Source organism: Muricoccus vinaceus (assembly GCF_042433125.1).
In the GTDB taxonomy this organism is placed as follows: domain Bacteria; phylum Pseudomonadota; class Alphaproteobacteria; order Acetobacterales; family Acetobacteraceae; genus Roseomonas; species Roseomonas vinacea.
Genome location: NZ_JBHLVZ010000002.1, coordinates 860,207 through 887,024, shown reverse-complemented (window position 1 = coordinate 887,024; position 26,818 = coordinate 860,207). Strand labels below are relative to the sequence as shown.

Annotated in this window: 26 protein-coding genes and 2 tRNA genes; 9 read left to right on the top strand and 19 right to left on the bottom strand. The window is 70.2% G+C overall.

The features are described 5' to 3' along the window. The first annotated feature begins 111 nt into the window (after positions 1 to 111). Complete coding sequence (locus tag ACFFIC_RS06005) at positions 112 to 1,035, top strand: cation diffusion facilitator family transporter (protein ID WP_377049225.1); 924 nt, start codon at positions 112 to 114, stop codon at positions 1,033 to 1,035. Between the two features lie 16 nt (positions 1,036 to 1,051). Here the strand turns inward: ACFFIC_RS06005 and ACFFIC_RS06000 are convergent, their stop codons facing one another. Beyond that, positions 1,052 to 2,335 (bottom strand): pyridoxal phosphate-dependent aminotransferase, encoded by a 1,284-nt coding sequence (locus ACFFIC_RS06000; protein ID WP_377049224.1) that lies wholly within the window; start codon positions 2,333 to 2,335, stop codon positions 1,052 to 1,054. A 214-nt stretch (positions 2,336 to 2,549) separates the two neighbouring features. Between ACFFIC_RS06000 and ACFFIC_RS05995 the strand changes: the two genes are divergently transcribed. After that, the gene (locus tag ACFFIC_RS05995; protein WP_377049223.1) at positions 2,550 to 2,951 is read left to right on the top strand and encodes a hypothetical protein; all 402 of its coding nucleotides are present in this window, start codon (positions 2,550 to 2,552) and stop codon (positions 2,949 to 2,951) included. Next, a complete protein-coding gene (locus ACFFIC_RS05990; protein ID WP_377049222.1) occupies positions 2,948 to 4,891 on the top strand; it encodes a ThiF family adenylyltransferase in 1,944 nt (647 codons plus the stop codon). Before ACFFIC_RS05995 ends, ACFFIC_RS05990 begins: the two co-directional genes overlap by 4 nt. Here the strand turns inward: ACFFIC_RS05990 and ACFFIC_RS05985 are convergent. The 3 genes from ACFFIC_RS05985 to ACFFIC_RS05975 form a co-directional block, all read right to left on the bottom strand. Beyond that, positions 4,888 to 5,565 (bottom strand): GNAT family N-acyltransferase, encoded by a 678-nt coding sequence (locus tag ACFFIC_RS05985; RefSeq protein WP_377049221.1) that lies wholly within the window; start codon positions 5,563 to 5,565, stop codon positions 4,888 to 4,890. The genes ACFFIC_RS05990 and ACFFIC_RS05985 overlap by 4 nt on opposite strands. A 341-nt stretch (positions 5,566 to 5,906) precedes the next feature. After that, a complete protein-coding gene (pepA, locus tag ACFFIC_RS05980; RefSeq protein WP_377049220.1) occupies positions 5,907 to 6,731 on the bottom strand; it encodes a flocculation-associated PEP-CTERM protein PepA in 825 nt (274 codons plus the stop codon). Between the two features lie 425 nt (positions 6,732 to 7,156). Further along, entirely contained in the window at positions 7,157 to 7,828 is a 672-nt protein-coding gene (locus tag ACFFIC_RS05975) for an HAD family hydrolase (RefSeq protein WP_377049219.1), read from the bottom strand. A 133-nt stretch (positions 7,829 to 7,961) separates the two neighbouring features. Between ACFFIC_RS05975 and ACFFIC_RS05970 the strand changes: the two genes are divergently transcribed. Beyond that, positions 7,962 to 8,267, top strand: coding sequence for a hypothetical protein (locus ACFFIC_RS05970; protein ID WP_377049218.1), 306 nt, complete (start codon positions 7,962 to 7,964; stop codon positions 8,265 to 8,267). 47 nt (positions 8,268 to 8,314) lie between these two features. Here the strand turns inward: ACFFIC_RS05970 and ACFFIC_RS05965 are convergent, their stop codons facing one another. From ACFFIC_RS05965 to ACFFIC_RS05905, 13 genes are all read right to left on the bottom strand, one after another. Further along, entirely contained in the window at positions 8,315 to 8,548 is a 234-nt protein-coding gene (locus ACFFIC_RS05965) for a hypothetical protein (protein WP_377049217.1), read from the bottom strand. 719 nt (positions 8,549 to 9,267) lie between these two features. Continuing rightward, entirely contained in the window at positions 9,268 to 9,492 is a 225-nt protein-coding gene (locus ACFFIC_RS05960) for a hypothetical protein (RefSeq protein WP_377049216.1), read from the bottom strand. Between the two features lie 541 nt (positions 9,493 to 10,033). Further along, positions 10,034 to 10,109: transfer RNA gene (locus ACFFIC_RS05955), tRNA-Phe, on the bottom strand. 80 nt (positions 10,110 to 10,189) lie between these two features. Further along, complete coding sequence (gene yacG / locus ACFFIC_RS05950) at positions 10,190 to 10,360, bottom strand: DNA gyrase inhibitor YacG (protein WP_377049215.1); 171 nt, start codon at positions 10,358 to 10,360, stop codon at positions 10,190 to 10,192. Then, positions 10,350 to 11,510 carry a ribonuclease E/G gene (locus tag ACFFIC_RS05945; RefSeq protein WP_377049214.1) on the bottom strand — a complete coding sequence of 387 codons (1,161 nt, stop codon included), beginning with the start codon at positions 11,508 to 11,510 and terminating at the stop codon, positions 10,350 to 10,352. The genes yacG and ACFFIC_RS05945 overlap by 11 nt, the downstream gene beginning before the upstream one ends. Beyond that, positions 11,507 to 12,118, bottom strand: a complete 612-nt coding sequence (locus ACFFIC_RS05940) for a Maf family protein (RefSeq protein WP_456306925.1) — start codon at positions 12,116 to 12,118, stop codon at positions 11,507 to 11,509. The genes ACFFIC_RS05945 and ACFFIC_RS05940 overlap by 4 nt, the downstream gene beginning before the upstream one ends. A gap of 23 nt (positions 12,119 to 12,141) precedes the next feature. Then, complete coding sequence (infA, locus tag ACFFIC_RS05935) at positions 12,142 to 12,360, bottom strand: translation initiation factor IF-1 (protein WP_043836045.1); 219 nt, start codon at positions 12,358 to 12,360, stop codon at positions 12,142 to 12,144. Positions 12,361 to 12,601: 241 nt separating this feature from the next. After that, a complete protein-coding gene (gene hisD, locus ACFFIC_RS05930) occupies positions 12,602 to 13,897 on the bottom strand; it encodes a histidinol dehydrogenase (protein ID WP_377049212.1) in 1,296 nt (431 codons plus the stop codon). Next, positions 13,894 to 14,589 (bottom strand): ATP phosphoribosyltransferase, encoded by a 696-nt coding sequence (gene hisG, locus ACFFIC_RS05925; RefSeq protein ID WP_377049211.1) that lies wholly within the window; start codon positions 14,587 to 14,589, stop codon positions 13,894 to 13,896. The genes hisD and hisG overlap by 4 nt, the downstream gene beginning before the upstream one ends. Positions 14,590 to 14,727: 138 nt before the next feature. Next, positions 14,728 to 16,383, bottom strand: a complete 1,656-nt coding sequence (locus ACFFIC_RS05920) for a DUF4214 domain-containing protein (RefSeq protein WP_377049210.1) — start codon at positions 16,381 to 16,383, stop codon at positions 14,728 to 14,730. A 131-nt stretch (positions 16,384 to 16,514) separates the two neighbouring features. After that, positions 16,515 to 17,774: a UDP-N-acetylglucosamine 1-carboxyvinyltransferase gene (gene murA, locus ACFFIC_RS05915; protein ID WP_377049209.1), complete on the bottom strand. Its 1,260-nt coding sequence runs from the start codon at positions 17,772 to 17,774 to the stop codon at positions 16,515 to 16,517. A gap of 12 nt (positions 17,775 to 17,786) precedes the next feature. After that, on the bottom strand, positions 17,787 to 18,341 hold the full coding sequence (gene dcd / locus ACFFIC_RS05910; protein ID WP_377049208.1) for a dCTP deaminase: 555 nt from the start codon (positions 18,339 to 18,341) through the stop codon (positions 17,787 to 17,789). 138 nt (positions 18,342 to 18,479) lie between these two features. Then, positions 18,480 to 18,659: a hypothetical protein gene (locus ACFFIC_RS05905; protein WP_377049207.1), complete on the bottom strand. Its 180-nt coding sequence runs from the start codon at positions 18,657 to 18,659 to the stop codon at positions 18,480 to 18,482. A gap of 205 nt (positions 18,660 to 18,864) precedes the next feature. Between ACFFIC_RS05905 and ACFFIC_RS05900 the strand changes: the two genes are divergently transcribed. Next, positions 18,865 to 19,092, top strand: a complete 228-nt coding sequence (locus tag ACFFIC_RS05900) for a hypothetical protein (protein ID WP_377049206.1) — start codon at positions 18,865 to 18,867, stop codon at positions 19,090 to 19,092. A 375-nt stretch (positions 19,093 to 19,467) separates the two neighbouring features. Continuing rightward, on the top strand, positions 19,468 to 20,172 hold the full coding sequence (locus tag ACFFIC_RS05895) for a PEP-CTERM sorting domain-containing protein (RefSeq protein WP_377049205.1): 705 nt from the start codon (positions 19,468 to 19,470) through the stop codon (positions 20,170 to 20,172). Positions 20,173 to 20,268: 96 nt separating this feature from the next. On the opposite strand, the gene ACFFIC_RS05890 is transcribed toward ACFFIC_RS05895, so the two are convergent. Then, positions 20,269 to 20,508: a hypothetical protein gene (locus tag ACFFIC_RS05890; protein ID WP_377049204.1), complete on the bottom strand. Its 240-nt coding sequence runs from the start codon at positions 20,506 to 20,508 to the stop codon at positions 20,269 to 20,271. Between the two features lie 470 nt (positions 20,509 to 20,978). Here ACFFIC_RS05890 and ACFFIC_RS05885 point away from each other — a divergent pair. Further along, a tRNA-Thr gene (locus ACFFIC_RS05885) sits at positions 20,979 to 21,053 on the top strand. 331 nt (positions 21,054 to 21,384) lie between these two features. Here the strand turns inward: ACFFIC_RS05885 and ACFFIC_RS05880 are convergent. After that, positions 21,385 to 21,570: a hypothetical protein gene (locus ACFFIC_RS05880; protein ID WP_377049203.1), complete on the bottom strand. Its 186-nt coding sequence runs from the start codon at positions 21,568 to 21,570 to the stop codon at positions 21,385 to 21,387. Positions 21,571 to 22,043: 473 nt separating this feature from the next. Between ACFFIC_RS05880 and ACFFIC_RS05875 the strand changes: the two genes are divergently transcribed. Together ACFFIC_RS05875 and ACFFIC_RS05870 are read left to right on the top strand one after the other, a co-directional pair. Next, positions 22,044 to 23,585 (top strand): Y-family DNA polymerase, encoded by a 1,542-nt coding sequence (locus ACFFIC_RS05875; protein ID WP_377049202.1) that lies wholly within the window; start codon positions 22,044 to 22,046, stop codon positions 23,583 to 23,585. Then, complete coding sequence (locus ACFFIC_RS05870) at positions 23,582 to 26,800, top strand: error-prone DNA polymerase (protein ID WP_377049201.1); 3,219 nt, start codon at positions 23,582 to 23,584, stop codon at positions 26,798 to 26,800. Before ACFFIC_RS05875 ends, ACFFIC_RS05870 begins: the two co-directional genes overlap by 4 nt. Positions 26,801 to 26,818: the final 18 nt, after the last annotated feature.

Genomic DNA, 26,818 nt, shown 5'->3' with positions numbered 1-26,818 from the left:
GGAGGACGCGAAACGCCTCCGCCGGGCGGGCGTTCAGCCCCTCGCGGCGCAAGCACCGCGCCGCACCGTCACCGCTGCCGCGCTCCGCCGACGCATCGAGGAGCCTGGCACATGTCGAGCGACGGATCGCGCCGCGTGATCATGGCCGCCCTGGCCGGCAACCTCGCCATCGCCACCACCAAGTTCGCCGCGGCCTTCTGGACCGGCTCCTCCGCCATGCTGAGCGAGGCCATCCATTCCACGGTCGATACCGGCAACCAGGGCCTGCTGCTCTTCGGGCTGCGCCGCGCGGCCCGTGCGCCCAGCCCGGCGCACCCTTTCGGCCACGGCATGGAGCTGTACTTCTGGGCCTTCGTGGTCGCCCTGCTCATCTTCGCGCTCGGCGGCGCCTTCTCGATCTACGAGGGCTGGCACAAGCTCTACAACCCCGAACCGGTGGCCTCCGCCTGGGTGAATTTCGCGGTGCTCGGCGCCTCCATGCTGTTCGAGGCGCTGTCCTTCCGCGTCGGCTGGCGCGAGTTCCGCCGTCTGCACGAGGGCGAACCCTTCTGGGCCGCCATCCGCCGCAGCAAGGACCCCGGTGTGTTCGCGGTGCTGCTGGAGGATGCCGCCGCGCTGGTCGGGCTCCTCATCGCCATCACCGGCCTCGGGCTCGCGGAATGGCTGGGGCGGGCGGAGTTCGACGGCATCGCCTCGATCGGTATCGGCCTGCTGCTGACCGGCACGGCCGTCGTCCTCGCGCGCGAAACCCGCAGCCTGCTGACGGGCGAGGCCGCGGCGCCCCACCGCCTGAACAGCGTGCGCGCGCTGCTGAAGCGGGACCCGCGCGTGGTGTCCGTGGACGAGCTGCTGAGCATGCATCTCGGCCCGCGCGAGGTGCTGCTGGCCGTGACCATCGACTTCGCCGACACCATGCCGGGCGGCGAGGTGGAGCGCGCGGCGGCGGAGCTGACGCGGCGCATCGAGGAAACGCATCCGGAGATGACGCGCGTCTTTCTGCGGCCTGTTCCTGACGCGCAGCGGCGGGACGGCTGACCGCCCCGCCGCCCGTTCAGGCCCGCGCGGCGTCCGCCAGGGGCTTCGCCCCGGGCCCTTCGCCGAGCACGCGGGTCAGCCGCGCCACCGCCTCGCGCGCCAGCGCCGGGCTGACCGCGAAGCAGATGCGGATGAAACCCTCTCCCTCCGGTCCGAAGGCCGTGCCGGGGGCCACGCCCACCTTCGCCTCGCGCAGCAGCCGGAAGGCGAGGTCCAGGCTTGTCTCGCCCGTGTCCACCCGCGCCATCAGGTAGAAGGCGCCCTCGGGCGCGAAGACCGTCACGCCGCGCAGGCGGGCCAGGCCATCCACCATGATCGCGCGGCTCTCGGCGCAGCGCCCGACCATGGTGCGGATGAAGCTGTCGCCCTCGTCGAGGGCCGCGATGGCCGCGTGCTGGATGAAGGTCGGGATGGAAGTCGTGTTGTACTGCCCGAGCTTGCCGAAGGTGGCGGCCAGCCCGTCCGGATAGACCACCCACCCCGCGCGCCAGCCCGTCATCGCCCAGTTCTTGGAGAAGGTGTTGGTGACGATCAGCCGGTCGGACGGCGTGCAGATCTGGAGAAAGGACGGCGCGATCGCGTTGCCGTAGGTGAAGTGACCGTAGACCTCGTCGGAGATGATCCAGAGGTCGCGCGCGCGGGCGAGGTCCCGCAGCGCCTCCATCTCGGCGAGCGGCATCACCCAGCCCGTGGGGTTGGAGGGGGAGTTCACCACCAGAACACGCGTGCGGGGCGTGATGGCGGCTTCGATGTCCTCCAGCGGCAGGCAGAACTGCCCTCCGGCGGTGCTCCGGTAGGGCACCGTGACGGGCACGCCGCCCGTCACCCGCACGGCCTCGGCCAGGTTGGGCCAGTTGGGGGTGGGGATGATCACCTCGTCCCCGTGCTCCAGCAGCGCCTGGCAGGCCTGCATGATGGCGTTCATGCCGCCCGCGGTGATGGCGAAGCGCTCGGGCGCCACCTCCGCGCCCCAATGGCGGCGATGGTAGTCGGACAGGGCCTGGTGCAGGCGGGGGATGCCGCGGGAATAGGTATAGCGCGTCTCGCCAGCCTGCATGGCGCGGTGCGCCGCCTCCACCACGAAGTCCGGGGTGGGAAGGTCGCCCTCACCGATCCAGAGCTTCACCACCTCCGGGTCGTCGCGCCCGCGATCGGCCACCATGCCGATCTGGCTGGTGCCCACGGCCTGAATGCGTGCCGGCAGCGTGCCGGCCAGGTCAGGGGCGCCGTGCTCAAGGCCATGGCCGTGCGTGGCATCGGACCGGAAGGCGGAGGGCAGGGTCACGGGGATGGTGCTCATGCGGAACAGGGATCCTTGGGGACCGGGCGCCGCGGGCCTGAGCCTGGGCGGTGACGGACAGCGAGGAAACCTTCTGCCGTGCCTGCCGGGGAGGGGGAAGGGGGAACCTCTCCCGCCTCCGCGGCGCCCTCCGCCGGAAGGGAACCGTGGCAACCCCGCACCGGTCCGGGCGTTCACGGACATGCGCGCGGGAACAACAACTGCGATCCTGGTGATGAGAAACAGGGTGGCGACGGTGGGGGACGGCAGCAGGCGGGAATGCGACGTCGGGGCGCAAGGCCAGACCCTGCCGCCCGACCGCGCCCCGCACGCCGTGAGCAGCGTTGCCGACCTCGTGGCCCCCCATCCCGGTGCCGTCGCCGGTGGCCATGGGGTGTTCGGGACGATCGCCGCCGTGCGTGCCCGGCAGCCTCTGTCGGACCAGGGCATCTGGCGTGTTTCCCTGGCCGGGGAGCCCGGTGGCCGGCTGGTCCGGCGAAGGGTTGAGGGAAACTGGCAGCTTCTCCAGGTCGATGACCTGACGGATGCCCAGCTTGAGGCGTATGAATCGGGGATGCAGCATTCTCCCTCTTCCGCCGAAGCCACTCCTCCGGCCGCCCCGCGCGGCGCCCGATGAAGCCCTTCGACTATCACGCCGCCTTCTCGCGCAACCTGGGCTGGGTCAGGGCCGAGGAGCAGGAGTCGCTGCGTGGCCGCCGCGTCGCCATCGCCGGCATGGGCGGCGTCGGCGGCGGGCACCTGATCGCGCTCGCCCGGCTGGGCATCGGCGCCTTCACCATCTCGGACCTCGACACCTTCGACTGGCCCAATCTGAACCGCCAGGCCGGCGCCTTCGCCTCCACGGTGGGCCGCCCCAAGGTCGAGGTGCTGGCGGAGATGGCGCGCGACGTGAACCCGGAGGTGCGGCTCCGCACGTTCGGCGCGGGGATCACGGCGGAGAACCTCGACCACTTCCTGTCCGGCGCCGACCTCTTCGTGGATGGCATCGACTTCTTCTCCATGGACATCCGCCGCCGCGCCTTCGCACGCTGCCGGGACCTCGGCATTCCCGCGCTGACCGCGGCCCCGATCGGCATGGGGGTCGGCCTGCTGGCCTTCATGCCGACGGGCATGAGCTTCGAGGAATACTTCCAGCTCGAAGGCCACCCGGTGGAGGAGCAGTATCTGCGCTTCCTCATGGGCGTTGCCCCGCGCGGGCTCCACCGCGCCTATCTGGTGGACCCCTCACGCATCGACCTCGCGAACCACCGCGGCCCCTCCACCGGCGCGGCGTGCCTGCTCTGCGCCGGGGCGGTGGCGGCCATGGCGACGCGCATCCTGCTGCTGCGCGGCGGGGTGGAGGCGGCGCCGGCGCACCACCACTACGACGCCTATCTCCAGCGCTTCGCGACCACGCGGATGCGTCGGGGCAACGCGGCGCCGGCCCAGCGCCTGAAGATCGCCATCGCCCGCCGCCAGTTCGGCGCCATGCTGCGCGCCCCGCGCCCGCCCGAACCCCCGGCCGGCGTGCTGGAATCCATCCTGGAGGCGGGCCGCTGGGCGCCCAGCGGCGACAACGTCCAGCCCTGGCGCTTCGAGCAGCGCGGCCCGGATGCGGTGCGCGTGTCCTTCGACGCCCACGATCCCGGCAACCCCTACGAGTACCGCGGCGGAGAGCCCTCCCGCCTTTCGGCCGGGATGCTGCTGGAAGCGCTGCGCATCGCCGGCACGACGCATGGCCGCGTCATGGAGGGGCAACTCGACGAGAGCGCCGGCCGCCTGGTGGCGGACCTCCGCTTCCCCGCAGCGCGCGGGGTGGAGCCGGACCCGCTCTACGCCCTGTTGCCGCTGCGCTCGGTGGACAGAAGGGCGTACCGGCGCCGCCCGCTCCTCGCGCGGGAGAGGGCCTCGCTGGAAGCCGCGCTGGGTCCCAACCTGATCCTGCGCTGGCACGAGGACGACCGCGACCGCATGGCCTTCGCCCGGCTTGGGGGATTGGCCACCCGCTTCCGCCTACGCCTGCCGGAGGCGCACGCCATCCACCGCAGCGCCATCGACTGGGCGCCTGGCCACAGCGCCACGGGCATTCCGGCGGGAGCCACCGGACTCTGGCGACCCACCCTGCCGCTGATGCGCTGGGCGGTGCGGGACTGGCGGCGGATGGTGGCGGTGAACCGGCTGGGTGGCGCCCATGCGGCGGCCCTGCAGATGGACTGGGCGACGGCGCTGGGCTCTTCGGCCTTCCTCACCGTCGCGCTGCCCGAGGAAGGCCGGCGCGACACGGAAGGGCTGCTGGCGGCAGGGGCCAGCCTGCTGCGCTTCTGGCTGACCGCGACGCGTCTGGGCCTGGTCATGCAGCCCGGCATCGCGATGCTGCTCTGCGCCCATATGGCGGAATCCGGCCTGGACGATCCGGGGCTGCGGCGGGATGCCGCGCGCTGCGCGGAAGGATTGCGCGCCCTTGCCGGCGAGGAGACGGATCGCCTGATCTTCGTGGCCCGCCTCGGCGAGCCCCGGGACAAGCCGCCGCGGCAGCGCTCCGTGCGCCGCTCGGTGGCGGACCTGCGCGGCGGCTAGGCCGCGGCAGCCGCCTGCATGGGGGCGGGCCAGAGGGCGCCGCCGTCGGTGACGTAGTTCCACACCGCCGGGCGCTCGGCGAACATGCGCCCCAGCACCTGGTCCACCGGGCCCCAGCAGGGCTGGCGAAGCCCGCGGAACTCCACGGCGGGCCCCAGCGGCTGGAAGTGGATGCCGCTGCCGCGCAGCAGGCGGAGCAGCGTGTGCTCCATCACGGCGCACCAGTGGCGGATGCCCATGTTGGCGCTGAGCTGCACCACGCCGCGCATCAGGCCCAGGCGGAGCGGGATGCCGTCGGCGGAGGCGTCGCGCAGGCTCTTGGAGATGGCGAAGCGGCTGATCTCCCCCGTTCCCCGCGTGGGCAGGGCGCGGATCGCGCCGTCCTGGCAGAGGCTCTGCATCGGCAGGTCGAGGTCGCTCCCCACGGCGGAGGGGGCGATGATGCGGACGGTGCCGACCAGCCGGCCCGTGCTGCGCTGGGTAAGCAGCGCGTGGCCGGCGCGGCGGTCGAAGCGGTCGGTCTCCAGGGCGCCGGTGCCCGGCTCGTAACCCCGCTCCATGCAGTAAACCTGGTGGCGGAGGCTGTAGGCAGCACGAAGCCGCTCCGGCGTATCCGCAATGGTGACCTCGAAGTCTTTCGCTGCGTCCAGGATGTCGCTGCGTGCAGATGTCATCGCTCGCCTTTTCCCCTCACGGATCCGTGTGGTGAACAAATTCCGGCGGGGATGCAAGGCAAGTTTCAGCCGTTACAGGTATGAATGGGCTTTTTTTGTTTTGAGGTGCGGGCAAGGGAAAAAACCAAGCAGCATATTCCTAACGTTCCGAAATAAATACAAAGCTGGCTGGTGATTTGTCTTCTTTTGATCAGCCCCTAAATATATATCGTAAATCGTACTGTTCCGGAGATGATCCGGCCGAAAAACAAAAAAAGGGCGGTGCGTCTCGCGCACCGCCCTCAGTCTAACTAACTAGATAAGCTTTCGTCTGGCGCCCGCGCTTGCGCGCGGAATGCCTTTCAGACCGACTTGCGGCGGCGCGCAGCGGCACCGAGGCCGATCAGCGCGGTGCCGAACAGGATCATGGAGGCGGGCTCCGGAACCGGCGTCGGGTTGGTGGTGGCGGTGAAGGAGATGTCGCCGCCGCCGCCGTTGATCAGGAAGCTCCGGCCGTCGTTCACGACCGTCACGATCTGCTCGTTGTTGTTGAAGGCGCCGAACACGCGAAGGGTCGAGTTGGTCGGCGAGAGGATGAAGTTGGACAGCTGCTCGATGTAGGTGGCGCTGATGTTGGCGGCAGCACCGGTCGGGTTGGCCGAGAAGCTGGTGGTGCCGTTGATCAGGCTGCCCGTGGCGAGAACGGTCGTCGCGCCCTCGTTGCTGACGGTCGGCTGGCTGCCGTCAACGCTGAAGCTGGACTCCCCGACAGCGCCGTAGAGCGTGTAGGTGAGGCCGGTGAAAACGCCCTGCGAGCTGGACGTGAAGTCCGTCGCGTTCTGCGTGCCCGTGCCGTTGTACTGGAAGTACAGGGTGTAGGCGTCGCGGTTGCCGGTCGGGTTGAAGGTCTCGCTGCCCAGCGAAGCGTTGTTGACGAGCAGGAAGCCCTTCTCGGTGAAGGCGGTGGAGCCGCCGCTGCTCGCGCCGAGGTCAACCCGCGAGTAGTCCTTCAGGTTGAGCACGTCCGCGGTGAAGGACGAGGCACCCGGGACAAAGGCGCCGGGATCGAAGGTCACCGCAGTCGCGGCCTGCACGGCCACGCTGCCAAGCGACAGCGTGAGGACCATCGCGCCACCAGCCAGCGTCGCGCGAGTCAGTGCCTTCGCCGTCGCAGAAATATTGCGCATGCGCTGCATCCTTATGATCGAAACGGCGGAATTGCCGCCTCTGCCAGATTGCCTCCTCTCATACGCATCCATCGTGCCATCGATTATCGACAGATAAATCAGGGGCTTGCAGCAAAGAACCTCAACGCCTGCCATCAGGTGTAAGATAATCCGACAGATAATGCCCGGAGAAAGCGCGCAAATCGTAACGTAATGGTCCTGTTATCACCGTGATTTATTATCTTAGATCAATCAAGCTGTTTTCCTGCGGAGGTCGCAGCCAGCCTCGACCTCCGCAGGAGCGGCCCCGCCACCGCGTTCATCAGACCCCGGAGCGAGCGCGGGTTCGAGCCCACTGGCCGGGAATGCCACGCCCGCGCGCCGGGGCAGCGGCGGCGCGCCGGTCGTGGGGAAGGCGTGCTCCGACCCGCCCCTGGGGGCTGGGCCTAAGGCCCCGGCACCAGGGGCGAGGTCTCATAGCGCGCCAACAGGTCGGCGGGGCCGCCGAAAATCGCGACACAGCCTGCCCGGCGCAGGTCTTCCTCGGGAAAGCCGCCGCAGAGCACGCCCACCGCGCGCAGGCCGGCCTTCCCCGCGGCCTCCGCGTCATAGGGAGTGTCGCCGACCACGACGACGGAGCGGGCCGGGATGCCATCCAGGCGGGACAGGGCGGCCTGGAAGATGTCGGGAAACGGCTTCGACCGCTCGGCGTCGTCCGAGGAGGTTTCCGCGTCCACAAGGTCCTCGATGCCGGCGATGGCCTTGTAGCGCTGCAACTCGTCCGCCTTGGCCGAGGAGGCGAGGGCGATGCGCGTGCCATCGGCCCTGATGCGCAGGAACAGGTCGCGTACCCCCTCGAAGCCGCGGATCTGCCCGAGGTAGCGGTCCTGCATGATCGACGTCCGGTGCTTCGAGAGTGCCTCGCCCTTCGCTTCCATCTCCTCCGGCGAAAGAAAGACGGGCATGAGCTGGTCGCCGCCCTTGCCGATCTGGCCGCGGATCCTGTCGAAGGCGATCTCGTGCCCGAAGTCCCGGAAGGCGTCCTGCCAGGCCCTGGCATGAAGGTCGACGGAATCGACCAACGTTCCATCCACGTCGAAAATCACCGCTTGGACCATCAGTGGCCTCCTGTGCAGGCACCCTCAACGCGCCGGTGCCGGCGCCGCTGCTTTCCATCCGTCGGAATGGTGGAAGGCGCGAACCCCGCCGCGCCGCTGGCGTTAGGCGGACAGGTCCTAAAAGGAGAGCGCCATGACTGAGCCTGCCGAGAAGGGCGCCGACATCATGCCCGAGGAGAACGCCGTCTCCAGCAAGACGACCATGAGCGGGCCGGTGCCCCGCCCGCGCGACAAGTCGCCCGAGCACCAGTACAAGCCGAGCCCGGGCGACAACAACAACTTCACGGGCCCGGATGCGCCGGGCGGCCCGGTGAACATCAAGGTCAAGGGCGCGGCGGGCGATGCACCGGGACAGCCGGACGAGCTGGCCGATCCCGACAACGGTGTCACTGACGAAACCAAGGCGAAGACCACGGGCATGGGCAAGCACGGCGTCTGAGCACTCGCAGGGCGGCCCAGCGGCCGTCCTGCCCCGGCGGTCCCGTCCTAGCCGCCCCTGCGCCCGATCAGGCGGGCCAGCACCATGAGCAGCACGCCCAGCGCCACCACGCCGAAGGTGGTGGGGTCCGAGCGCACCGCATCGATCGCGGCGGCGGGAATCCAGAGCAGAGAGCGGATGGCGGCCATCGGCAGCCAGAGCAACGTGTCCCAGCCCACCTCCCGCGCGGCCAGGCCGAGCGCGACGAGGAGGATTCCCAGCGACCAGAGCCTTGTGGACATCCTCGACCTCCCTGTCTCCGGCATGCCTCGGGACGGAGCGCCCGGCTCCACCATCCAGTGGCTGCGCTCCTGCGCCCCGTTCCGCATTCCACGATGCCGCGCGTCAGCGTCCCTCACGCTTGCTCCCTGCCATGGCTGTTCCGGCGCGATGGCGCAATCCGGCGCACCCCACTCCGGAACTGCATCTGGTGATGGTCTTGTTCGCCTACACCCGCATGGCTGGGCGGAACGGTAGCGCGCTGCGCGACGGTCCCCCCCCGAACCCCGCCGAACCCTTCCCTCGCGAGAGAAGAGCGGCGTCGTCCGCCGGAGGGAAGGGATAGCCATGCAACCATGCCTGGGCGTGCGGGTGGCAGATCGCGCGCGCTTTTCCTTGAGCCGTGCGGCGTCAGGAGATTGCGGACCGCGTGGATGAGCGCGGCGTGCTGCGCAGCAGGCTCGGCGTGAATGACGCGCTCTCGGCGGGATGCCGGGCCATCAGGCGCCTGATCGCTCGTGATCAGGACTGACGCGCCCCGCATGCCCTGCACGAGCATGACCGCGGCGGCCAAGAACGAACCGGTGTCCAGGGTGCCGGGCCAGGCGCATCCTGAACCCGGTGACGGTCACGCCATGACCACCGGTCCTGCCATGGTCATGCGGCAGATCAGGAAGGCGTCGGTCGCCTGCATCGGGCGCCGCTCTGTCTATCCGAGCCTCCTGCGGCCTTCGTGGTGGCTTTAAAGTTGCGCTAACAGCGTCAGGAAGTCGCGCAGTGCCCAGGTCAGGTCGAATGTCGCTTGCGAGCAGGCTTGCAGCTGCAGGATCGTTTCGCTCCATTCCGGCGATCCTGGCCTGATATGTTCAAGTGAAGCGCCAAGCGCGGCGGTGATCTGGCGGGTGGCGGTCAGTTTATCGAAGGCTTCAAGCGCTTGGGCGGCCGTCTTGATGCAGGGGCGCGTCATGCTGAGCTTCCTGGCATTCCTTCATTATTGGGATCGATCCCGTGCGGTGATTAGCTGCGGAGGAGCGGCACAGGTTTCTCGACCTTCCCTGCTTTTTGCAATCGTTCCTTGGGTGTGATCAGGCCTGGGGTGCAATACGGATACGCCGCGGCTGCTTCCCCTGCTGCTAGGGCGGCGGGCGGCGAGGCGTGATTCACGCCGGGATCGTGAAACCGAGAGAACCGCAGCGGGATGGCCGACCTCCCGCGCAGAATGCAGCGCTACCCGTCTGACCTGACGGACGAGGATGGGAGGTGTGGCAGCTACTGCTGCCGCAACCCACGCGGCGCGGACGCAAGCAGGGCGTGGACCTGTGCAACGTGCTGAATGTGATGCGCTACCACGAACGACCTGGTCGCCATGGTCGCTCTGGTCGTTAGGTGCATCGCCCATCCCCGATCCCAAAACGGGCTCTTACGCCTGTGGGAACAAGGGCGACTGCCACGCATGCGGACGCCCAAGCGAGTGCTTCGGCCACGACATCAGGTTTCGGAAAGGGAAGTGGTGCCCAGGAGTGGAATCGAACCACCGACACTGCGATTTTCAGTCGCATGCTCTACCAACTGAGCTACCTGGGCCCAAGCGAAGCGGCGTTGCCGCCGGCAGAGGTCGCGGGGGATAAACGATGCCGCGGCACCTGTCCATCCCGCCCCCGCGGTTATTCCACGTCCTGTTCCTCCGCCGTCTCCGGCTTGCCCGGCACGGCATAGGTTTCGCCAAGCCAGCGGCCAAGGTCGACGGCGCGGCAGCGGGGCGAGCAGAAGGGGCGGGCGTCCGGGCGTGCGAGCTTCCCGCAAACGGGGCACGCTTTGGTGTTGTCAGTCGGCATGGGGCTGGGCGTCCTCGATGACTTCCTCCCCGGGCGTGAGCGCCGGATCCGGGACAAAGGAAATGGGGTGCGCGGCGCCCGCCGCGAAGTCCTCCAGCGCGCCGGGAAGGCCGCGCAGGGCCGCCAGCACGCGCGGATGCGCCCGGAGCGCCAGCGCCGCCCCCGGGCGCGCCACCGCTTCCCGCGCGGCGCGGCGCAAGGCGGCCAGGGCCTGGGTAAGGGGGGAGGGCGGCTGGCCGAGCACCTCGTGCAACGGCGGATGGATGCGGGTGCGCACCATCTCCATGAGACCCAGCCCCGTCAGCCCCACCACCCGCAGCAGCGGGTCGGGCCCGGCCGCCGCACGCAGGGCCGGCAGCAGGGCCGCACGGGAGGCCGCGCTGCCTCCGGCAAGGTCCAGCAGGATCGGTCCCGCCAGGTGACGCAGCCGGATCTGCCGCGCGGCCTCGGCCAGCGCCGCCGCGTTCACGGCGCGATGGGCCCCGCCGTCGCGCCCGGCGGCCGGGCCCGTGTCCACGTCCAGCGCAATCAGCGCGGGGGTGGGATGCACCAGCAGGCGCCCGCCGCCCGGCAGGGGAACCTCCGGCGAGGCCAGCAGGTCGAACTCCGCCTCCACCGCCTCGTCGAAGGCGGGACCTGCGAGCAGGCGCACACGATCGGGCCCGAGGGTGGCGCGCAGCCGGGCGGCCTCCGCGGGGTGATCGGAAAGAAGGGGTGCGCGGGAATGGGCCAGCGCCAGGCGCAGCGCGGCATCGGGGCCACGGCGCAGCAGGCGGGGCGGGCCGTCCCGGGAAAGGTCCTTTGGCAGGCCGGTGCCCGACAGGCGTGGCCCCTTGCCGCCCTGGGCTGCACGGGTGACGCGCAGCGGAAGGATGGTGCCCTCCGTCAGCCGCTCGCCGCCCTGGGCATCCGGCAGGAAGCCGCTGAGATCGCCCTCCAGCGCCACGAAGACGCCGGACAGGGCGGGCACGCGGGCGGTGACCCGGCCCAGATGGACGTCGCCCACCCCGTCCGGCCGTGCCGGACGCTCGATGAAGGCCTGCTCCAGCGTGCCGCCGCGCCAGAACGCCACGCGGCGCTCCCCGGGCGAGGTCGAGACGAGGATGGTGGCCTCGGCCGTGGCGCCGCCGCGCGCCGCGGCAGGCTTCAAGGCCGCAGCCAGCCCACGCCGCGCAGAAGCTGCGCCGTCTCGAAAAGCGGAAGGCCCACCACGGCGGAATGGCTGCCCGAGAGGAACCGCACGAACACCTCGGCGCGCTGGTGGATGGCATAGCCGCCGGCCTTGCCCTCCCACTCGCCGGTGGCGACGTAGTCCTCCGCCTGGGCATCGGTCAGGCGGTGAAAGGCGAGGGTGGTTTCGACAACCCGCTCGCGCAGGGTGCCATCCGGCGAGACCAGCGCCACGCCGGTGGTCACGCGGTGCCGGCGGCCCGACAGGAGGTCGAGGAAGCGGCGCGCCTCGGCGGCATCGGCGGGCTTGCCAAGAATGCGGCGGCCCACCCCCACCACCGTGTCCGCGGCCAGGACCAGGGCGCCGGGGGAACGGGCGGCAACGGCCTGAGCCTTGGCCCGCGCCAGGCGCTGGGCCAGGCGGCGCGGCATCTCGGCCTTGCGCGGCGTTTCATCGAGGTCGGCGGGTTCGATCCGGTCGGGCACGATGCCCAGCCGGGCCAGCAGGTCCAGGCGGCGCGGGCTGGCGCTGGCGAGGATCAGGGGCGGGCGGCCTGCGTCCTGCCCCGCGGGCGGAGCCTCCTGCAGAGGCCTGTCACCCGAAGCGAGAGTCACTTGAAGCGGAACGTGATCCGGCCCTTGGTCAGGTCATAGGGCGTCATCTCGACGTTCACGCGGTCACCGGCGAGCACGCGGATGCGGTTCTTGCGCATCTTGCCGCTGGTGTGCGCGAGCAGCATGTGCTCGTTGTCCAGCTTCACGCGGAACATGGCGTTGGGCAGAAGCTCCATCACCTGGCCGCTGAATTCGATCATGTCTTCCTTCGACATGCCTATCCTTCATGAGAGGCGCTGCGCCCTGCCAAAGGGAGCGGCGCGTGGTCCTCGGGCAGCGCGGATGCGCGTCCGGCCCGGCACGCAAAATGAGCGCGGCCCCGCATGGGGTGCCGCGCATCCTGTGGCAGAGCAGGGGGAAGATGATGCCTCGGCCCGCCCGGGTCAAGGAAATGGCGGCTTCGTGCACGCATTGGTGCCCTGCGGCAGGCCCGCGGGAAGCCCCCCCATGGATGTGTCAGGCCATGCCGATCCGGCCCGCGATGCTCCGCGCATGGGCCTCCAGCCCCTCGGCCCGGGCCAGCGCCACGGCGGCGGGGCCGGTGGCGCGCAGCCCCGCTTCCTCCGCCGCGATCCAGGTGGTGCGCTTGAGGAAGTCGAACACCGAGAGCCCCGAGGCGAAGCGCGCGGTGCGCCCGGTGGGCAGCACGTGGTTGGGCCCGGCCACGTAGTCGCCCAGCGCTTCCGGGCACCAGGGGCCGAGGAAGGCCGCGCCCGCGTGGCGGATGCGGGCGAACAGGCCGGTGGGATCGGCGGTCATGATCTGAAGGTGCTCGGGCGCCAGGCGGTCCGTGAGCGCGGCGCCCTCCGCCCAGTCCCGCACCAGGATCACCGCCCCGTGGCGGCTCCAGGATTCCCCGGCAATGGCGGCGCGGGGCAGGGTGGCGAGCGCCGCCTCCACCGCCACCGGCACGGCCTCGGCCAGCGCCGGGCTGTCGGTGATCAGGATGGACTGCGCGGCCTCGTCGTGCTCGGCCTGGGCCAGCAGGTCCATCGCCACGCGGGCGGGGTCCTGGGCGCCGTCCGCCAGCACCACGACCTCCGAGGGGCCCGCGATGGAATCGATGCCCACGCGGCCGAAGACCTGGCGCTTGGCCTCCGCCACATAGGCGTTGCCGGGGCCGGTGATCTTGTCCACGGGGGCGATGCTGGCGGTGCCCCAGGCCAGCGCCGCCACGGCCTGCGCGCCGCCGATGCGCCAGACCTCGGTCACGCCCGCGCGGCGGGCGGCGGCCAGAACCAGCGGGTTCAGCTCCCCGTCCGGGGTCGGCACCACCATGGCCACGCGCGGCACGCCCGCGACGCGCGCGGGAATGGCGTTCATCAGCACGGAGGAGGGATAGGCGGCCTTGCCGCCGGGCACGTAGAGGCCGGCGGCGTCCACCGCGCCCCAGCGCATGCCCAGCAGCAGCCCGGCCGGGTCCGGCACGGTGACGTCGGCGGGCATCTGGGCCTGGTGGAAGGTCTCGATCCGGGCGGCGGCGGTGTCCAGCGCGGCCATGAGGCCGGCGGGGATGGAGGCGGTGGCCGCGTCGATCTCCGCCGTTGTCACCCGCAGCGCCGCGGCATCGCGGGGCTGCCAGCGGTCGAAGCGGGCGGTCAGGTCCAGCAGCGCGGCGTCGCCCTCGGCCCGGACCCGGCCGATGATCTCCGCCACCGCGCCGTCCACGCGGGCGGTGGTGTCGCGCGCCATGTCCAGCAGGACGGCGAAGCCGGCCTCGAAGCCGGCGTCGCGCGTGTCGAGGCGCTTCATGCCGCCAGGGCCTCCCGGAAGCGGGCCAGCCAGCCGCCGATCAGCTCGGGCTCGGTCTTGAGCGCCGTGCGGTTGATGATCAGCCGCGAGGTGACGGGGGCGATCACCTCGCGCTCCACCAGGCCGTTCGCCTTGAGGGTGGAGCCGGTCTGCACGAGATCCACGATCAGGCGGGCAAGGCCGAGGGAGGGGGCCAGCTCCATGGCACCATTGAGGTGCACCACCTCCGCCTGCACGCCGCGGGCGGCGAAGTGGCGGCGGGCGATGCCCGGGTACTTGGTGGCGACGGTGACGCGCGACCAGCGCCCGGCCTCCTCCTCCACCGCGTCATCGGCCGGGCCGGCGACGCTCACGCGGCAGCGGCCGACGCCGAGGTCCAGCGGCGCGTAGATCTCGGGGTAGTCGAACTCCATCAGGACGTCCGCCCCGCAGATGCCGATCTGCGCCCCGCCATGCGCGACAAAGGTGGCGACGTCGAAGGGCCTCACCCGCACCACGTCCAGCCCGGGATGGTTGGTGGGAAAGCGCAGGTGGCGGCTGTCCTCGTCATCGAAGTCGCTGCCCGGCACCAGCCCCGCGCGGGCGAGGATGGGCTGCACCTCCTTGAGGATGCGGCCTTTGGGCAGGGCGAGGATGAGCCCGGTGGTGGCCTGCGGGGCGGCCAGGGCAGGGGCGGCGAACTGGACGGTCATGGTGGGGGCGCTCTTAGCACCGCCCCATCGGCGGGCAAAAGCGCGCCCTGGGCAGGACTGCCATCAGCGGGCCGGTGCGGCCGGGCGCGCGCCAGGTCCTGGCCCTGGAGGAGCCGGCCCGGCTCCTTCCCGTCCGCCTCAGATGAACAGGATGCCGAAGGAGCCCGAGCCGGGCTGGATGGCGGCCTCGGTGTTGAGGGCGTGCTCCAGGCTCTCGGAGAAGCCGATCGCCACATCGGTGCGGCTGCCACCCTGCGCCAGGAAGCCGACCCAGCCGTTCAGGCCGTCCGGGTCGGGCAGGCGGTGCAGCGTGTTGAGGTACAGCCTTTCGACGAATTCCGGGTTGGCGAGCGCCCCATAGACCGACTGGAACTCGTTGCTGCCCACGAAGTCGTCCGCCACCGTCGAGAGCGCCGTGCCGCCGGCCAGCCTGCCGGCGTGCCAGGCCAGCCCCTGCACATCGGGCGCGCGGCCCAGCACCGCGTCGTAGAGGCGGGCCACGACGATCGCGTTCTCGTCCCGGTCCCAGATGCCGGCGGCCACCAGCGGCGCGGTGTTCAGCAGGTTCTCGTTGCTTTCCGAGAAGGAGGTCAGCACCTGCGCCCGGTTCATGGCGCCGGTGCCGAGCTGGCCGAGCCAGAAGGACTGGCCCGACGGATCCGGCCCGCGGCCGAGCACGTTGGCGTAGAGCTGAGTGACATAGACCGTCACATCGCCCGCCCCGGGATAGCGGAGGAGGAACTCGTCGCTGGCGAGGAAGCCTTCCGAGATCTGGTCGAGCGAGGCGCCGTGCCGGAGCGCGTCGATCCAGCCGTTCAGCCCCGCCTGGTCGGCGCCGCGCCCCAGCGCCGCCTGGTAGAGACGCGCCACCTGCGCCGCCACGTCGCCGGGGTCGTAGACCATGCGGCCATCCACGAAGGACAGCACCTCGATCGAGAACAGGGTGTCGGAGCCGGAGCCCGGGCTGCTCACCTGCCGCGGCCCATTGGTGCCCGTGGCGATCGAGGCGGAGCGCAACCCGCTGGCGAAGCTGACGGTGTTGAGGGCGCCCACCTGGCCCGAGAAGACCTCGTCCGATGGCGTGCTGGCGACCGGGGCGGTCGTCACGCCGTGGACGTCGAAGCGGTAGACGCCGGGCTCGCCGACATTGGACGCCGAGGCGAGGTTCAGCAGCGCGGCCTGGTTGCCAGACTGGGAAAGCTCCAGGAAGTTGACGCCGTTGCCGGAGGAATAGCCGGCGCGCGCCACCCGGCCGCCCAGCCCGCCGGTGCCGCCCGAGGCATCGCCGGTGACCCAGTTGATGTCCTCGTAGCGGAACTCGATCGAGAAGTCGGTGCTGCCGAACCGGGTGAGGCGGAGCTGGAAGGCGTTCAGCTTGTCGGTGTTCCCGTCGAAATAGCCGACGTCGTCCCACGTCACGGTGAAGGTGCCGGTGGCGGCGTCCTGGTCGTAGTACATCAGGTCGGTGCCAAGGCTGGTGCCGCCCGGCGTGGTGCCGCCCGCGATTCCGCCTTCAATCAGCCGCGTGTCCACATCCGCCCAGAACGGGGCGATGATGGGATTGTTGGTGGTGCCGGTGATCGCGGTCGGCGTGTAGTCGTCGGTGGGGGCGGCGAAGGTCACCGAGCCATTGTTGTTGACGTAGAGGCCCGTGTAGCTGACGCCGAAGAAGTCGAGGCCGGCCGGAAAGGCCTCGGCGAGGCTGACGAGGCCGGTGGAGTCGTCGTCATTGCGCGCGAGGAGGTTCTCGCCGAAGCCAGCCGCTCCGCCGAGGCCGTTGATAAGCTGTGCCAAGGCGGCGATCCTCCCTTAAATGGCGCTGAGTCTCAGCATTTCGAGATGCTAACGATCTCCACTCGCGGGGTCCAGCGTCGCTGGGATCCTCCTGTTACAACTTTCAAAACGGCGCCGATGAACCGGACCGGTCAGCCGGGAAGCCGCTCGATGTCGGCCCCCACCGCCGCCAGCTTGGCTTCCAGGCGCTCGTAGCCGCGGTCCAGGTGATAGACGCGGTTGACGATCGTCTCGCCGCCCGCGGCCAGCCCGGCCAGGATAAGCGAAACGGAGGCGCGCAGGTCGGTCGCCATGACGGGCGCGCCGGACAGGCGGGACACGCCGCGCACGATGGCGGACGATCCGTGGACGTTGATGCGGGCGCCCATGCGGTTCATCTCGGGCACGTGCATGAAGCGGTTCTCGAAGATGGTCTCGGTGATCATCGAGGCACCCTCGGCCACCGCCATCAGCGCCATGAACTGCGCCTGCATGTCGGTGGCGAAGCCCGGGAAGGGCTCGGTCATCACGTCCACGCCGCGCAGCCCGGACAGGCGCTTCACGACCACGCCCCTGGGGGCCTCCTCCACCTCCACGCCGGCCTCGCGCAGCACGCGGGCGACGGTGCCGAGGTGCTCGAGCTTCGCGCCCTCCAGCAGCACCTCGCCGCCGGTGATGCCGGCGGCGCAGGCGAAGGTGCCGGCCTCGATGCGATCCGGCACGATCGGGTGGGTGGCGCCGTGCAGCGCCTTCACGCCCTCGATCCGCAGGCGGTCGGTGCCGATGCCCTCGATCTTCGCGCCCATGGCGATGAGGCAGTGGGCGAGGTCGTCGATCTCGGGCTCGCGCGCCGCGTTCACGAGTTCCGTCATGCCGTCGGCAAGGGTCGCGGCCATCAGCAGGTTCTCGGTGGCGCCCACGGACACCTGGGTGAAGAACACCTTCGCGCCGCGCAGGCCGCCCGGGGCGGTCGCGTTCATGTAGCCGGAATCGAGGTCGATCTTGGCGCCCATCTCCTCCAGCCCCTTGAGGTGGAGGTCCACCGGGCGCGTGCCGATGGCGCAGCCGCCGGGCAGCGAGACCTTCGCCTCCCCATAGCGTGCGAGCAGCGGGCCCAGCACGAGGACGGAGGCGCGCATCTTCCGCACGAGGTCATAGGGCGCGACGAGGTTGGTCGCGGTGCCGCCCAGCGTCATGGTGCGGGCGATGGTGTCGTGCTCCACCGAAAGCCCGTGCTGCGCCAGCAACCCGGCCATGGTGCGGGTGTCGTCCAGGGCGGGCGCGTTGGTCAGCACCAGCGGCCCCTCGCTGAGAAGGGCCGCGGCCATCAGCGGAAGGGCGGCGTTCTTGGCGCCGCCGATCGGGATGCTGCCGCGCAGGGGGCGGCCGCCGCGGAGGCGGATGCGGTCCATGGTGTGTGCTTCCTAGAGCCGCGGCAGCGCGACGCCGCGCTGATGCATGTATTTCCCGGCGCGGTCCGCATAGGACACGTCCGGGGGGCCCTCTCCCTTGAGGAAGAGGAACTGGCAGATGCCCTCGTTCGCGTAGATGCGGGCGGGCAGGGGCGTGGTGTTGCTGATCTCGATCGTCACCTGGCCCTCCCATTCGGGCTCGAGCGGCGTCACGTTCACGATCAGCCCGCAGCGGGCATAGGTGGACTTGCCCAGGCAGATCACCAGCACGTCGCGCGGGATGCGGAAGTACTCGACCGTGTGCGTCAGCACGAAGGAGTTGGGTGGCACGATGCAGGTGTCGCCGGCGCGGCTGACGAAGCTGTCGTCGGAGAAGCGCTTGGGGTCCACCAAGGCGTTGTCCACATTGGTGAAGATCTTGAACTCACCGGCGGCGCGCGCGTCGTAGCCGTAGGACGACAGGCCGTAGGAGATCACGCCCTCCCGCCGCTGGGCCTCCACGAAGGGCTCGATCATGCCCTGCTCCGTCGCCATGCGGCGGATCCAGTGATCGGGCATGATGGGCATGGCTGGTTTTCCCTCGGACGCTTCCGCGAAATATCAGGCAGGCGGGGTGCGCGCGGGGGGGGATAGCCCCTGGGCGGCGGGCGGGCAACCGGGCGGGAGGCGCAGCGCCGGGTGCCGCGCCCCGTGCCTTCCCTGGCCTCAACCTTCCTTCGGAGGAGGGGAGGGAGGCGTGGCGCGCTCGCGCGACTGCGCCTTGCGGCGCCTCAGGTTCTCGCGCAACGCGGCGGCCAGGCGCTGCTCGCGGGCCGAGAGTTGGGCAACCGTGGCGGATGCGGGGGCGCGGCGCGGGTCCGGTGGGGCGGGTGGTTCGTCGGTCATGGCAGCCAAGGCTTCGGGTGCCCTGGCGCCCCGGTCAAGCGCGGTTCCGCCGGTTCGCCGGAAGTACCAGGCCCGGTAGCGCCCGCCTCCGGCTGCAAGGCGTGCCCCACAGTTGTCCATGCCTGCAGATTTATCTTGCGACAGGAGGTGATCACGGAATAGTGAGGGCTGCGGCGGTTCGTATCCGGAACGAAAGGTTTTGGGGATGAAGAGCGGAGATCCAGGCTCTGAGGAGGTGCGGATCGTGGTGGAGCGGGGCGGCTTCGGCCCGCATAAATGGCGGTGGCGCCTGGCGCGGGAGTGCGGACTGTCCGTGGGCGTCGGCACCGGGTTCAAGAGCGCCGAGGACGCCTACCAGGCCGCGCGCGAGAGGGTGCTCGACCTTCGGTCGGCAAACGACGCCCCGGGAACAGCGGGGTTCGCGCGGCGCTGACACCATGGCCCAGCCATGGATCGGCACCGCAGGGCCACAGTTGTCGGCAGAACCGCCGGGGTGACGCAGGCAGCGTCCACGTCGCCCGCTTGCCAGGCAAAGCATGGCCGCGGGGTGAACCGTTTCGCAAGCCCACGGATATTTCATGTGTCCGGTGTGGAAACTATGTCCTACTTTCAAGAAACGATGTTCGGCATTCGTGTAACGATTCCTGCGGGCTTGTCGGAATACATTACATCATCTGGAATTTGCGCGTAAATTGAAAGCCAACACTTTGATTTCAAAGCGTAATTTTCAGTGGCATGGACGTTGCCATTACGGTTCGTAAGGACGCAACGATGCGCCCGTGACCGCAGCAACAAGGACCTCCATTCCATGCGCAAGCTCCTCCTCGCCGCCGCCGCCATCTTCGCGGCAGCACTCACCTCCCAGGCGCAGGCCGCCCCTGACCTTTCCGCCCGCATCTTCGAGGATGGCAGCCTGGTGCCGGGTTCCATGACCACCTCGAGCACCGGCACCCTGTTCATCAGCGGCGTGGGCAACAACTTCACCTTCCTGAGCGCCCTTTCGCTGGGCTTCCCGCAGATCGCCCAGCCGGCGCTGGACGTGCAGACCACCAGCGTCAGCAGCATCGGCAACTTCAGCGGTTCGCACACCCTGACCTTCGAAGTGACGCAGACCGGCCTTGACAGCGCCAGCGCCGGGACACCGCTGGCCGCGCTGGCGAGCAGCTTCACTGCCAACTTCCTCATCAACGGCAGCGCCATCAGCAGCGTCACGATCGCGTCCTATGTGGATGCCGCGAACACGGCCTTCGGCACCTCTCAGCTGCTGGCTTCCAACACCTACACCAGCGGCCCGACCAACGCTTCCGGCGCCATGCTGGCCAACCCGACCCTGAATGGGCCGCTGTTCTCCGAGACGGTGGTGATCACCGCCACCTTCACCGGCGCTGGCGCCAGCCTGAACGCCTCCGCTCAGATCGTGGCCGTGCCCGAGCCCGCATCCCTTGCCCTGTTCGGCATGGGGCTGCTCGGCATGGGCCTGGTGCGCCGGCGCGCGGCGACGCCGCAGGCCTGAACCGGGTCGGCGAGAACGAACGCGTAACTTCTAAGTAACAAGGGCCGGGTGCATTGGCACCCGGCCCTTTCATTGCTGTACTGTCAATGGATGAATTCAGCCTGGTCCGCTCACAGCCCCTATCGGCAGTCCGGTGGGCGTTTCGGACTTCTCGGCGGCATCGGTATGATAAGGCATGTCCCGCCAAGCAAGCCCTTCTCCGGCACGACGCTTCCTGATGCGATCTTTTCGGTTGATGTCGGCTTGTTCATCGATCCAGATCGCAAGCAGCGCCTGGCCGACGGAGGCTACTGTCCAAACCAGCGCCACAGCCACCGCGGCCAGCATCCAGAGCATTGGCGTTCCTATTTTTCGGTTTGTTGTTCGGCAGCCCATTAAGCCAATCGTGTAGCTTTCTGTCAGAACACATTGTCGTGCCAGCTGCAACTTTTCTGGATAAGCGGGCAGAAGGCGTCCCGTTTCGATTGTGCGATAGTTTGGGTTGGTGTGGAGCCACGCTTGGGGCGCGGGCGAACTTCGCGTCACCCTTTTTTGGTGGCGATCCCGGTGCTCGGCCGCATGAAACGAGAGAGGTGGAAGAGCACTCGACGGGCCGGGGACTTGGGTGCGCCCCGGGGAGAAGGGTGCCGGCCGGAACTGGCTTGGTCCCCAGATACGAACACGGTGCTGATACCCTACATGGCGCCATGTCGGCCGTCGGTGGGGTCGTGCCGCCGCCCGTTGCCGCCGTGTGATGGATTGAGGAGGGAAGGGGTTGCGCCGGGCAGAGCGTGCGGCTAGACGCTCCGGGCGTTAGCCACCGGTACGCTGCCGTAGCTCAGTGGTAGAGCACTCCCTTGGTAAGGGAGAGGTCGAGAGTTCAATCCTCTCTGGCAGCACCATTCCAGCGCATCCGCCGAACAGCCTTTTTTGCGGAATTTCGTTTCGTGGGCGGTGGTCGGCTGGCCTGCTTCAGCACAGATTCGGTGGGGATCGCTGGACCGGGCTCTTCCCGCAGGAAAACCGTCCAGAACGCCGTGGCGCGAATAGCAGCGGGTTCCGGAACACATATCCCGCGCTGGCAGAGCCATTGGGCTGGCCGGCGACGTTGCCGGTGCGGCGCACAGCCCGGATCAGGACCTGGTAAGGCAAACAGGCAAAGTGCCGGGGGCGGATAGACCAGGACCTTGCGGCGCCTGCCACGCGTGGGAAAGCCGCTTGTGTGAGGAAGGCTCAGTCCTGTTTGCGGGTGTGCAGCAGCACCAGAAGCTCCGTGAGCAGATCGTCCGCGTGCCTGAGGTTGCTGGCCCGCACATGATCGGCCAACTCGCTGATGGCAGATAAAATATCCTCGTGCGGCCCTTCCAGCCCGGCTGAGGGCCGCTGCTTGGCCGATAAGAGATAGCCCCTCTCGCTCATATCCGGTTCCATGAACTGCGCCGCGGCTTGGCAGAATGCACGAGGATCGTGACGGTGGTGGCACGCTACTCTGTTAAGCCGGGCAATGGCAGGGGAGACGGGCTTCTCCGCTCTGAAGTCAGGCCTGAGAAATCATAGCTTTGCCAGTATTCACAACATTGTGATGTATTTTTGGGGCTAGATGACTGGTTGGATTCGGTTTGGGAATTCTTCTCACGGGTTTGTTCCTTGCAAACCATTCTCCTCTGGCTGCCGCAGCGGCCGATCCGCCGCGGTTTGCCCGCTCCTTGAACGGGAGGCACCTGGGGAGACGGCTTGCCAAGGACGGCGCGGAGCGGAACATTTGGGGAACGATGATCCCCGATTCGGCTTTTCCATCTCCATTCCCGGGTGTCCTTGCCCAGGCGGAAGGGCACCTGGGGGGCCGAGCCAGCCAACCTCCCAGCCTGCCCGAAGCAGCGCAGGGCGATGCGTTGCCCGCCCACGCTGCAGCGGCCGTCCCCCAGGGTTTCGAGGCGGCCAGGCCGCGTATCCTCGCCCTGCACCTGCCCTGGCTGGGAACGGAGGTTCTGTGTGGCGGGTCCCTGCGCCTCGCCGGCCCCGTGCTCACCTGGCACGCGGTCGGAAACCGGCGACTGGTCGCGGCCGCCAACCCGCAGGCCGCGGCGCTGGGCCTGCACCCCGGCCAGGCGCTGGGTGATGCCCAGGCCATGGTGCCCGCTGTTGGCGTCCACCCTCACAGGCCTGAGGGGATGGCGGCACGGCTGCAGGAACTCTCTCTCTGGGCCCTGCGGATCGCCCCGCTGGTCGCCCTCGACCCACCCGACGGGCTGCTGGTGAATATCGCCGGCACGGAGGGCGTGCTCGGCCGGGAGGAGGCGGTGCTGCGCCGTGCCGTGGCGGGGCTGGCGAGGCTGGGCCACGCGGCCTCCGGCGCGGTTGCGGGCAGCGCGGGCGCTGCCATGGCGTTGGCCCGTTGCGGCATTCCAGCCCTGGTCCCCCCCGGGGAAGAACTGGCGGCCCTGGCGCCGCTCCCCGTCGCGGCCCTTCGGCCTGTCGGCGGGGAACTGCCCCACCTGGCCCTGGCCCGGCTGGGCCTGCACCGCATCGGGGATCTCGTGGCTCAGCCCCGTGGCCCCCTGGTGCGCCGCTTCGGGGCCGGGCTGGCGCTGGCGCTGGACCGCGCCACCGGCGCTGCGGCGGAGCCCTTCCGCAGCATCCGCCCGGTGCCCGACCGCCACGTCGCCTTCGACTTCGAGGAACCGCTGATCACCCGCGCCGCCATCGACATCGCGGCGGAGCGCCTCCTCGTTCTGCTCTGCGCGCGCCTGGCGGAGGAGGGGAGGGGGCTGCGGCGCCTGCTGCTGCGGGCGCACCGGGCGGATGGCGGCGTGCAGGAGGTGTCGGCCGGCCTTGGCCAGGCCAGTCGCGACCCGCGCCACCTGGCCCGCCTGCTTTCCCCGAAGCTGGAGGCGCTATCGCCCGGCTTCGGCTTCGACCGTATCGCGTTGATGGCCGGCGAAACCGAACCCATGGCCGCTGTGCAGTCGGGACTGGACGGGGAGGACGGGCGCGATGCCCTGATCGCCCTGCTGGACCGCGTGGAGCAGCGCCTGCCCGCCTGGCGCCTGCGCCCGCGCGCGAGCCACTGGCCCGAGCGAGCGGTGGAGCGCGCCGATCCATTCTCCCCCATGCCGGCGCTGGAGGACCGGATTCCGGAGGGGTGGTCCCCCCGTCTGCGCCCGCTCCGCCTGCTGCGCCGGCCGGAGCGGCTGGAGGCCATGGCCGTGCTGCCCGACGACCCACCCTTCCGCATCCGCTGGCGCGGCACCTGGTTCCAGGTGCGCGCGGCCGAGGGGCCGGAGCGGCTGGCGCCCGAATGGTGGCGGGATCGCCCGGGACGCCCGATGCGCGACTACTACCGGCTGGAGATGGCGGATGGGCGCCGGTTCTGGATCTGTCGGGCGGGTGAACCAAGCGAGGGCGGGTGGTTCCTGCACGGCCTGATGCCGTGAGCGCCCATCCCGGAACCGGCCTTGCGGACGCCGGCTTCGCGGAACTGGGCGCGATGTCGAACTTCACCTTCCTGGAGGGTGCCTCCCACCCCTGGGAACTGGTGGCGGCGGCGAAGGCGCTGGGCCATGCCGCCATCGGCATCGCCGACCGCAACTCCTTCGCGGGCCTGGTGCGCGGCATGGTCGCGGCCGAGGAAGCCGGGCTGCGCTTCGTCCCCGGCTGCCGCGTGGCGCTGGAGGACGGGCAGGAGTTCCTGGTCTGGCCCACGGACCGCCCGGCCTATTCGCGCCTGGCGCAAATGCTGTCCGACGCCCGCATGGCCGGGGAGAAGGATGAGTGCCGCATCCCGCGCGACGCCCTGGTCGCGGCGGCGGAAGGGCAGGTGATGGCCATGCTGCCGCCCGACGGCGCCGGGGAGGACTTCGCGGATCGCCTGCGGCGCGACGCGGCCGCGATGCGCCGCGCGCTCGCGCTGCCCCTGTTCCTGGCCGCGCAGCACCGCTTCGCCGGGGATGACCGCCTGCGGCTGCGGCGCCTTTCCGCCATGGCCGGGGGGGCGCGGGCCGGGCTGCTGGCGGCGGGAGGGGCGCGCATGCACGTTGCCTCGCGCCGGCGCCTGGCCGATGTGGTGGCCGCGATCCGCCGGGGCGTGACGGTGGACGCGCTAGGCCTGCACGCCGCCCCGAACGCCGAGGCGCACCTGAAATCCGCCCGGGAGATGCGCCGCCTCTTCGCCGGCCACGAGGAAGCGGTGGAGGCGACGCTGCGGGTGGTGCAGGCCTGCCGCTTCAGCCTGCGCGACCTGTCCTACGAATACCCCGACGAAATTCTGGAACCCGGCCTGTCCGCGCAGCAAACCCTGGCGCGCCGCGTGGCGGAGGCCGTGGCGGCGCGCTGGCCGGAGGGCACGCCGCCGAAGGTCGCGGCCCAGATCGCCGAGGAGATGGCGCTGGTGGAGCGCCGCGGCTACGCCCCCTACTTCCTCACGGTGCACGAGATCGTCCGCTTCGCGCGAAGCAAGGGCATTCTCTGCCAGGGGCGGGGATCGGCGGCCAATTCGGCCGTCTGCTACGTGCTGGGCATCACCGCCGTCGATCCCTCCAAGCACCGGCTGCTCTTCGCCCGCTTCCTGAGCGACGCGCGCGGCGAGCCGCCCGACATCGACATCGACTTCGAGCACGAGCGGCGCGAGGAGGTGATCCAGCACATCTACCAGCGCTACGGCCGCGACCGCGCCGCCATCGCCGCCACGCTGATCCGCTACCGCACCCGCAGCGCCGTGCGCGAGGTCGGCCGCGCCATGGGCCTGTCCGACGACATCACGGGCCGGCTCGCCAAGGCCTCCTGGCACGACGGCGCGGAAGGGCTGCGGGACGTGGCGCGCGCCACGGGGCTGGATCCCGATGCCGACCCGCGCCTGGGGCTGGCGATGGACCTGGCCGAGGAGCTGCAGGGCTTTCCCCGCCACCTGGCCACCCATGTCGGCGGCTTCGTCATCACCCGCGGCCGGCTGACGGAGCTGGCCGTGGTGACGAAGGCGGCCATGAAGGACCGCCACACCGTGGAATGGGACAAGGACGACATCGGCGCGCTGTGCATGCTGAAGGTGGATGTGCTGGGGCTCGGGATGCTGTCCTGCATCCGGCGCGGCTTCGACCTGCTGCGGCGCTATGACGGCATCGACCACGACCTGCAATCGGTGCCGCAGGACGATCCCGAAACCTACGCCATGCTGTCGCGCGCGGATTCGCTGGGCGTGTTCCAGGTGGAAAGCCGGGCGCAGATGAACATGCTGCCGCGCATGCGCCCGCGCGAGTACTACGACCTGGTGATCGAGGTGGCGATCGTCCGCCCCGGCCCGATCCAGGGCGACATGGTGCATCCCTATCTGCGCCGCCGGAACAACCGGGAGGCGGTGGACTACGCCAAGCCCGAATTGCGCGCCGTGCTGGAGAAAACGCTGGGCGTGCCGCTGTTCCAGGAACAGGCGATGGAGATGGCGATCGTGGCCGCCGGCTTCACGCCGTCCCGCGCCGACGAGCTGCGCCGCTCCATGGCCTCCTTCAAGCACGACGGCAAGCTGGACACCTTTCACGACGAGTTCGTGGGCGGCATGATCCGGCGCGGCTACGAACCCGGTTTCGCGGAACGCTGCTTCTCCCAGATCCGCGGCTTCGGCGGCTACGGATTTCCCGAAAGCCACGCGGCCTCCTTCGCGCAGCTCGTCTACATCTCCGCCTGGATCAAGCGCCACCACCCCGCGGCCTTCGCGGCGGCGCTGCTGAACAGCCAGCCCATGGGCTTCTACGCGCCCGCGCAGATCGTGCGCGACGCGCGCGAGCACGGCGTGCCGGTCCGCCCCGCCGACGTGACGGTGAGCGACTGGGACTGCACGCTGGAACGGGAGGGGGAGGGATGGGCGCTGCGCCTGGGGCTGCGCCTGGTGTCCGGCCTGTCCGAGGCCGAGGGCAAGGCGATCGTCGCGCGCCGCCCGGATGTTTCCCCTGCCTCGCTCGCCTCGGCCGGGCTGGACCGGGGCGCGCTGGAAGCGCTGGCGCGGGCGGACGCCTTTCGCGGCCTGGGCCTGGATCGCCGGCGCGCGCTGTGGGAGGCGGCGGCGGTTGAGCGCAACAGGCCGCCGCCCCTGCCGCTCTTCCTCGCGGCCGAGGCGGCGCCGCGCCTGCCAGCGGAAACAAAGGGAGAGGCGACGGTGCTGGACTACGGCGCCACCGGCCTCAGCCTGCGCGCGCATCCCCTGGCCTTGCTGCGCGACCGGCTCACGGAGATCGGCGCACGCGACAGCCGCGCGGTGGCGGCGGGGCGGCAGGGGCAGCGGATGCACGTGGCGGGGCTGGTGCTGGTGCGCCAGCGCCCGGGCACCGCCCACGGCACCGTGTTCTTCACGCTGGAGGACGAGTTCGGCACGGTGAACCTGGTGCTGCACGCCGACACCATCGCGGCCCACCGCGCCCCCGTGGTGGCCGCCCGCCTGCTGCTGGCGGAAGGGCGGGTGGAGCGCTTCGACGAGGGCGCGGTGCCGATCGTCCACCTTCTCGGACGGAAGCTGGAGGACCGCTCGGACCTGCTGGACGGGCTGCACCTGCTCGGCCCCGTTCCCGTCCCGATGGCCCGCGCCGACGAGGTCTCGCGCGGGACGGACCACCGGCCCGACCCGCGCGGCCCCGCTTTCCCCGGCAGCCGGGACTGGCACTAGCCCCGGCGGGAATTCCGG

Coding starts and splice junctions, on each gene's coding strand:
- ACFFIC_RS06005 (WP_377049225.1), top strand. CDS start 112: ATGTCGAGCGACGGATCGCGCCGCGTGATCATGGCCGCCCTGGCCGGC.
- ACFFIC_RS06000 (WP_377049224.1), bottom strand. CDS start 2,335: ATGAGCACCATCCCCGTGACCCTGCCCTCCGCCTTCCGGTCCGATGCC.
- ACFFIC_RS05995 (WP_377049223.1), top strand. CDS start 2,550: ATGAGAAACAGGGTGGCGACGGTGGGGGACGGCAGCAGGCGGGAATGC.
- ACFFIC_RS05990 (WP_377049222.1), top strand. CDS start 2,948: ATGAAGCCCTTCGACTATCACGCCGCCTTCTCGCGCAACCTGGGCTGG.
- ACFFIC_RS05985 (WP_377049221.1), bottom strand. CDS start 5,565: ATGACATCTGCACGCAGCGACATCCTGGACGCAGCGAAAGACTTCGAG.
- pepA (WP_377049220.1), bottom strand. CDS start 6,731: ATGCGCAATATTTCTGCGACGGCGAAGGCACTGACTCGCGCGACGCTG.
- ACFFIC_RS05975 (WP_377049219.1), bottom strand. CDS start 7,828: ATGGTCCAAGCGGTGATTTTCGACGTGGATGGAACGTTGGTCGATTCC.
- ACFFIC_RS05970 (WP_377049218.1), top strand. CDS start 7,962: ATGACTGAGCCTGCCGAGAAGGGCGCCGACATCATGCCCGAGGAGAAC.
- ACFFIC_RS05965 (WP_377049217.1), bottom strand. CDS start 8,548: ATGTCCACAAGGCTCTGGTCGCTGGGAATCCTCCTCGTCGCGCTCGGC.
- ACFFIC_RS05960 (WP_377049216.1), bottom strand. CDS start 9,492: ATGACGCGCCCCTGCATCAAGACGGCCGCCCAAGCGCTTGAAGCCTTC.
- yacG (WP_377049215.1), bottom strand. CDS start 10,360: ATGCCGACTGACAACACCAAAGCGTGCCCCGTTTGCGGGAAGCTCGCA.
- infA (WP_043836045.1), bottom strand. CDS start 12,360: ATGTCGAAGGAAGACATGATCGAATTCAGCGGCCAGGTGATGGAGCTT.
- hisD (WP_377049212.1), bottom strand. CDS start 13,897: ATGAAGCGCCTCGACACGCGCGACGCCGGCTTCGAGGCCGGCTTCGCC.
- hisG (WP_377049211.1), bottom strand. CDS start 14,589: ATGACCGTCCAGTTCGCCGCCCCTGCCCTGGCCGCCCCGCAGGCCACC.
- murA (WP_377049209.1), bottom strand. CDS start 17,774: ATGGACCGCATCCGCCTCCGCGGCGGCCGCCCCCTGCGCGGCAGCATC.
- dcd (WP_377049208.1), bottom strand. CDS start 18,341: ATGCCCATCATGCCCGATCACTGGATCCGCCGCATGGCGACGGAGCAG.
- ACFFIC_RS05905 (WP_377049207.1), bottom strand. CDS start 18,659: ATGACCGACGAACCACCCGCCCCACCGGACCCGCGCCGCGCCCCCGCA.
- ACFFIC_RS05900 (WP_377049206.1), top strand. CDS start 18,865: ATGAAGAGCGGAGATCCAGGCTCTGAGGAGGTGCGGATCGTGGTGGAG.
- ACFFIC_RS05895 (WP_377049205.1), top strand. CDS start 19,468: ATGCGCAAGCTCCTCCTCGCCGCCGCCGCCATCTTCGCGGCAGCACTC.
- ACFFIC_RS05890 (WP_377049204.1), bottom strand. CDS start 20,508: ATGCTCTGGATGCTGGCCGCGGTGGCTGTGGCGCTGGTTTGGACAGTA.
- ACFFIC_RS05880 (WP_377049203.1), bottom strand. CDS start 21,570: ATGAGCGAGAGGGGCTATCTCTTATCGGCCAAGCAGCGGCCCTCAGCC.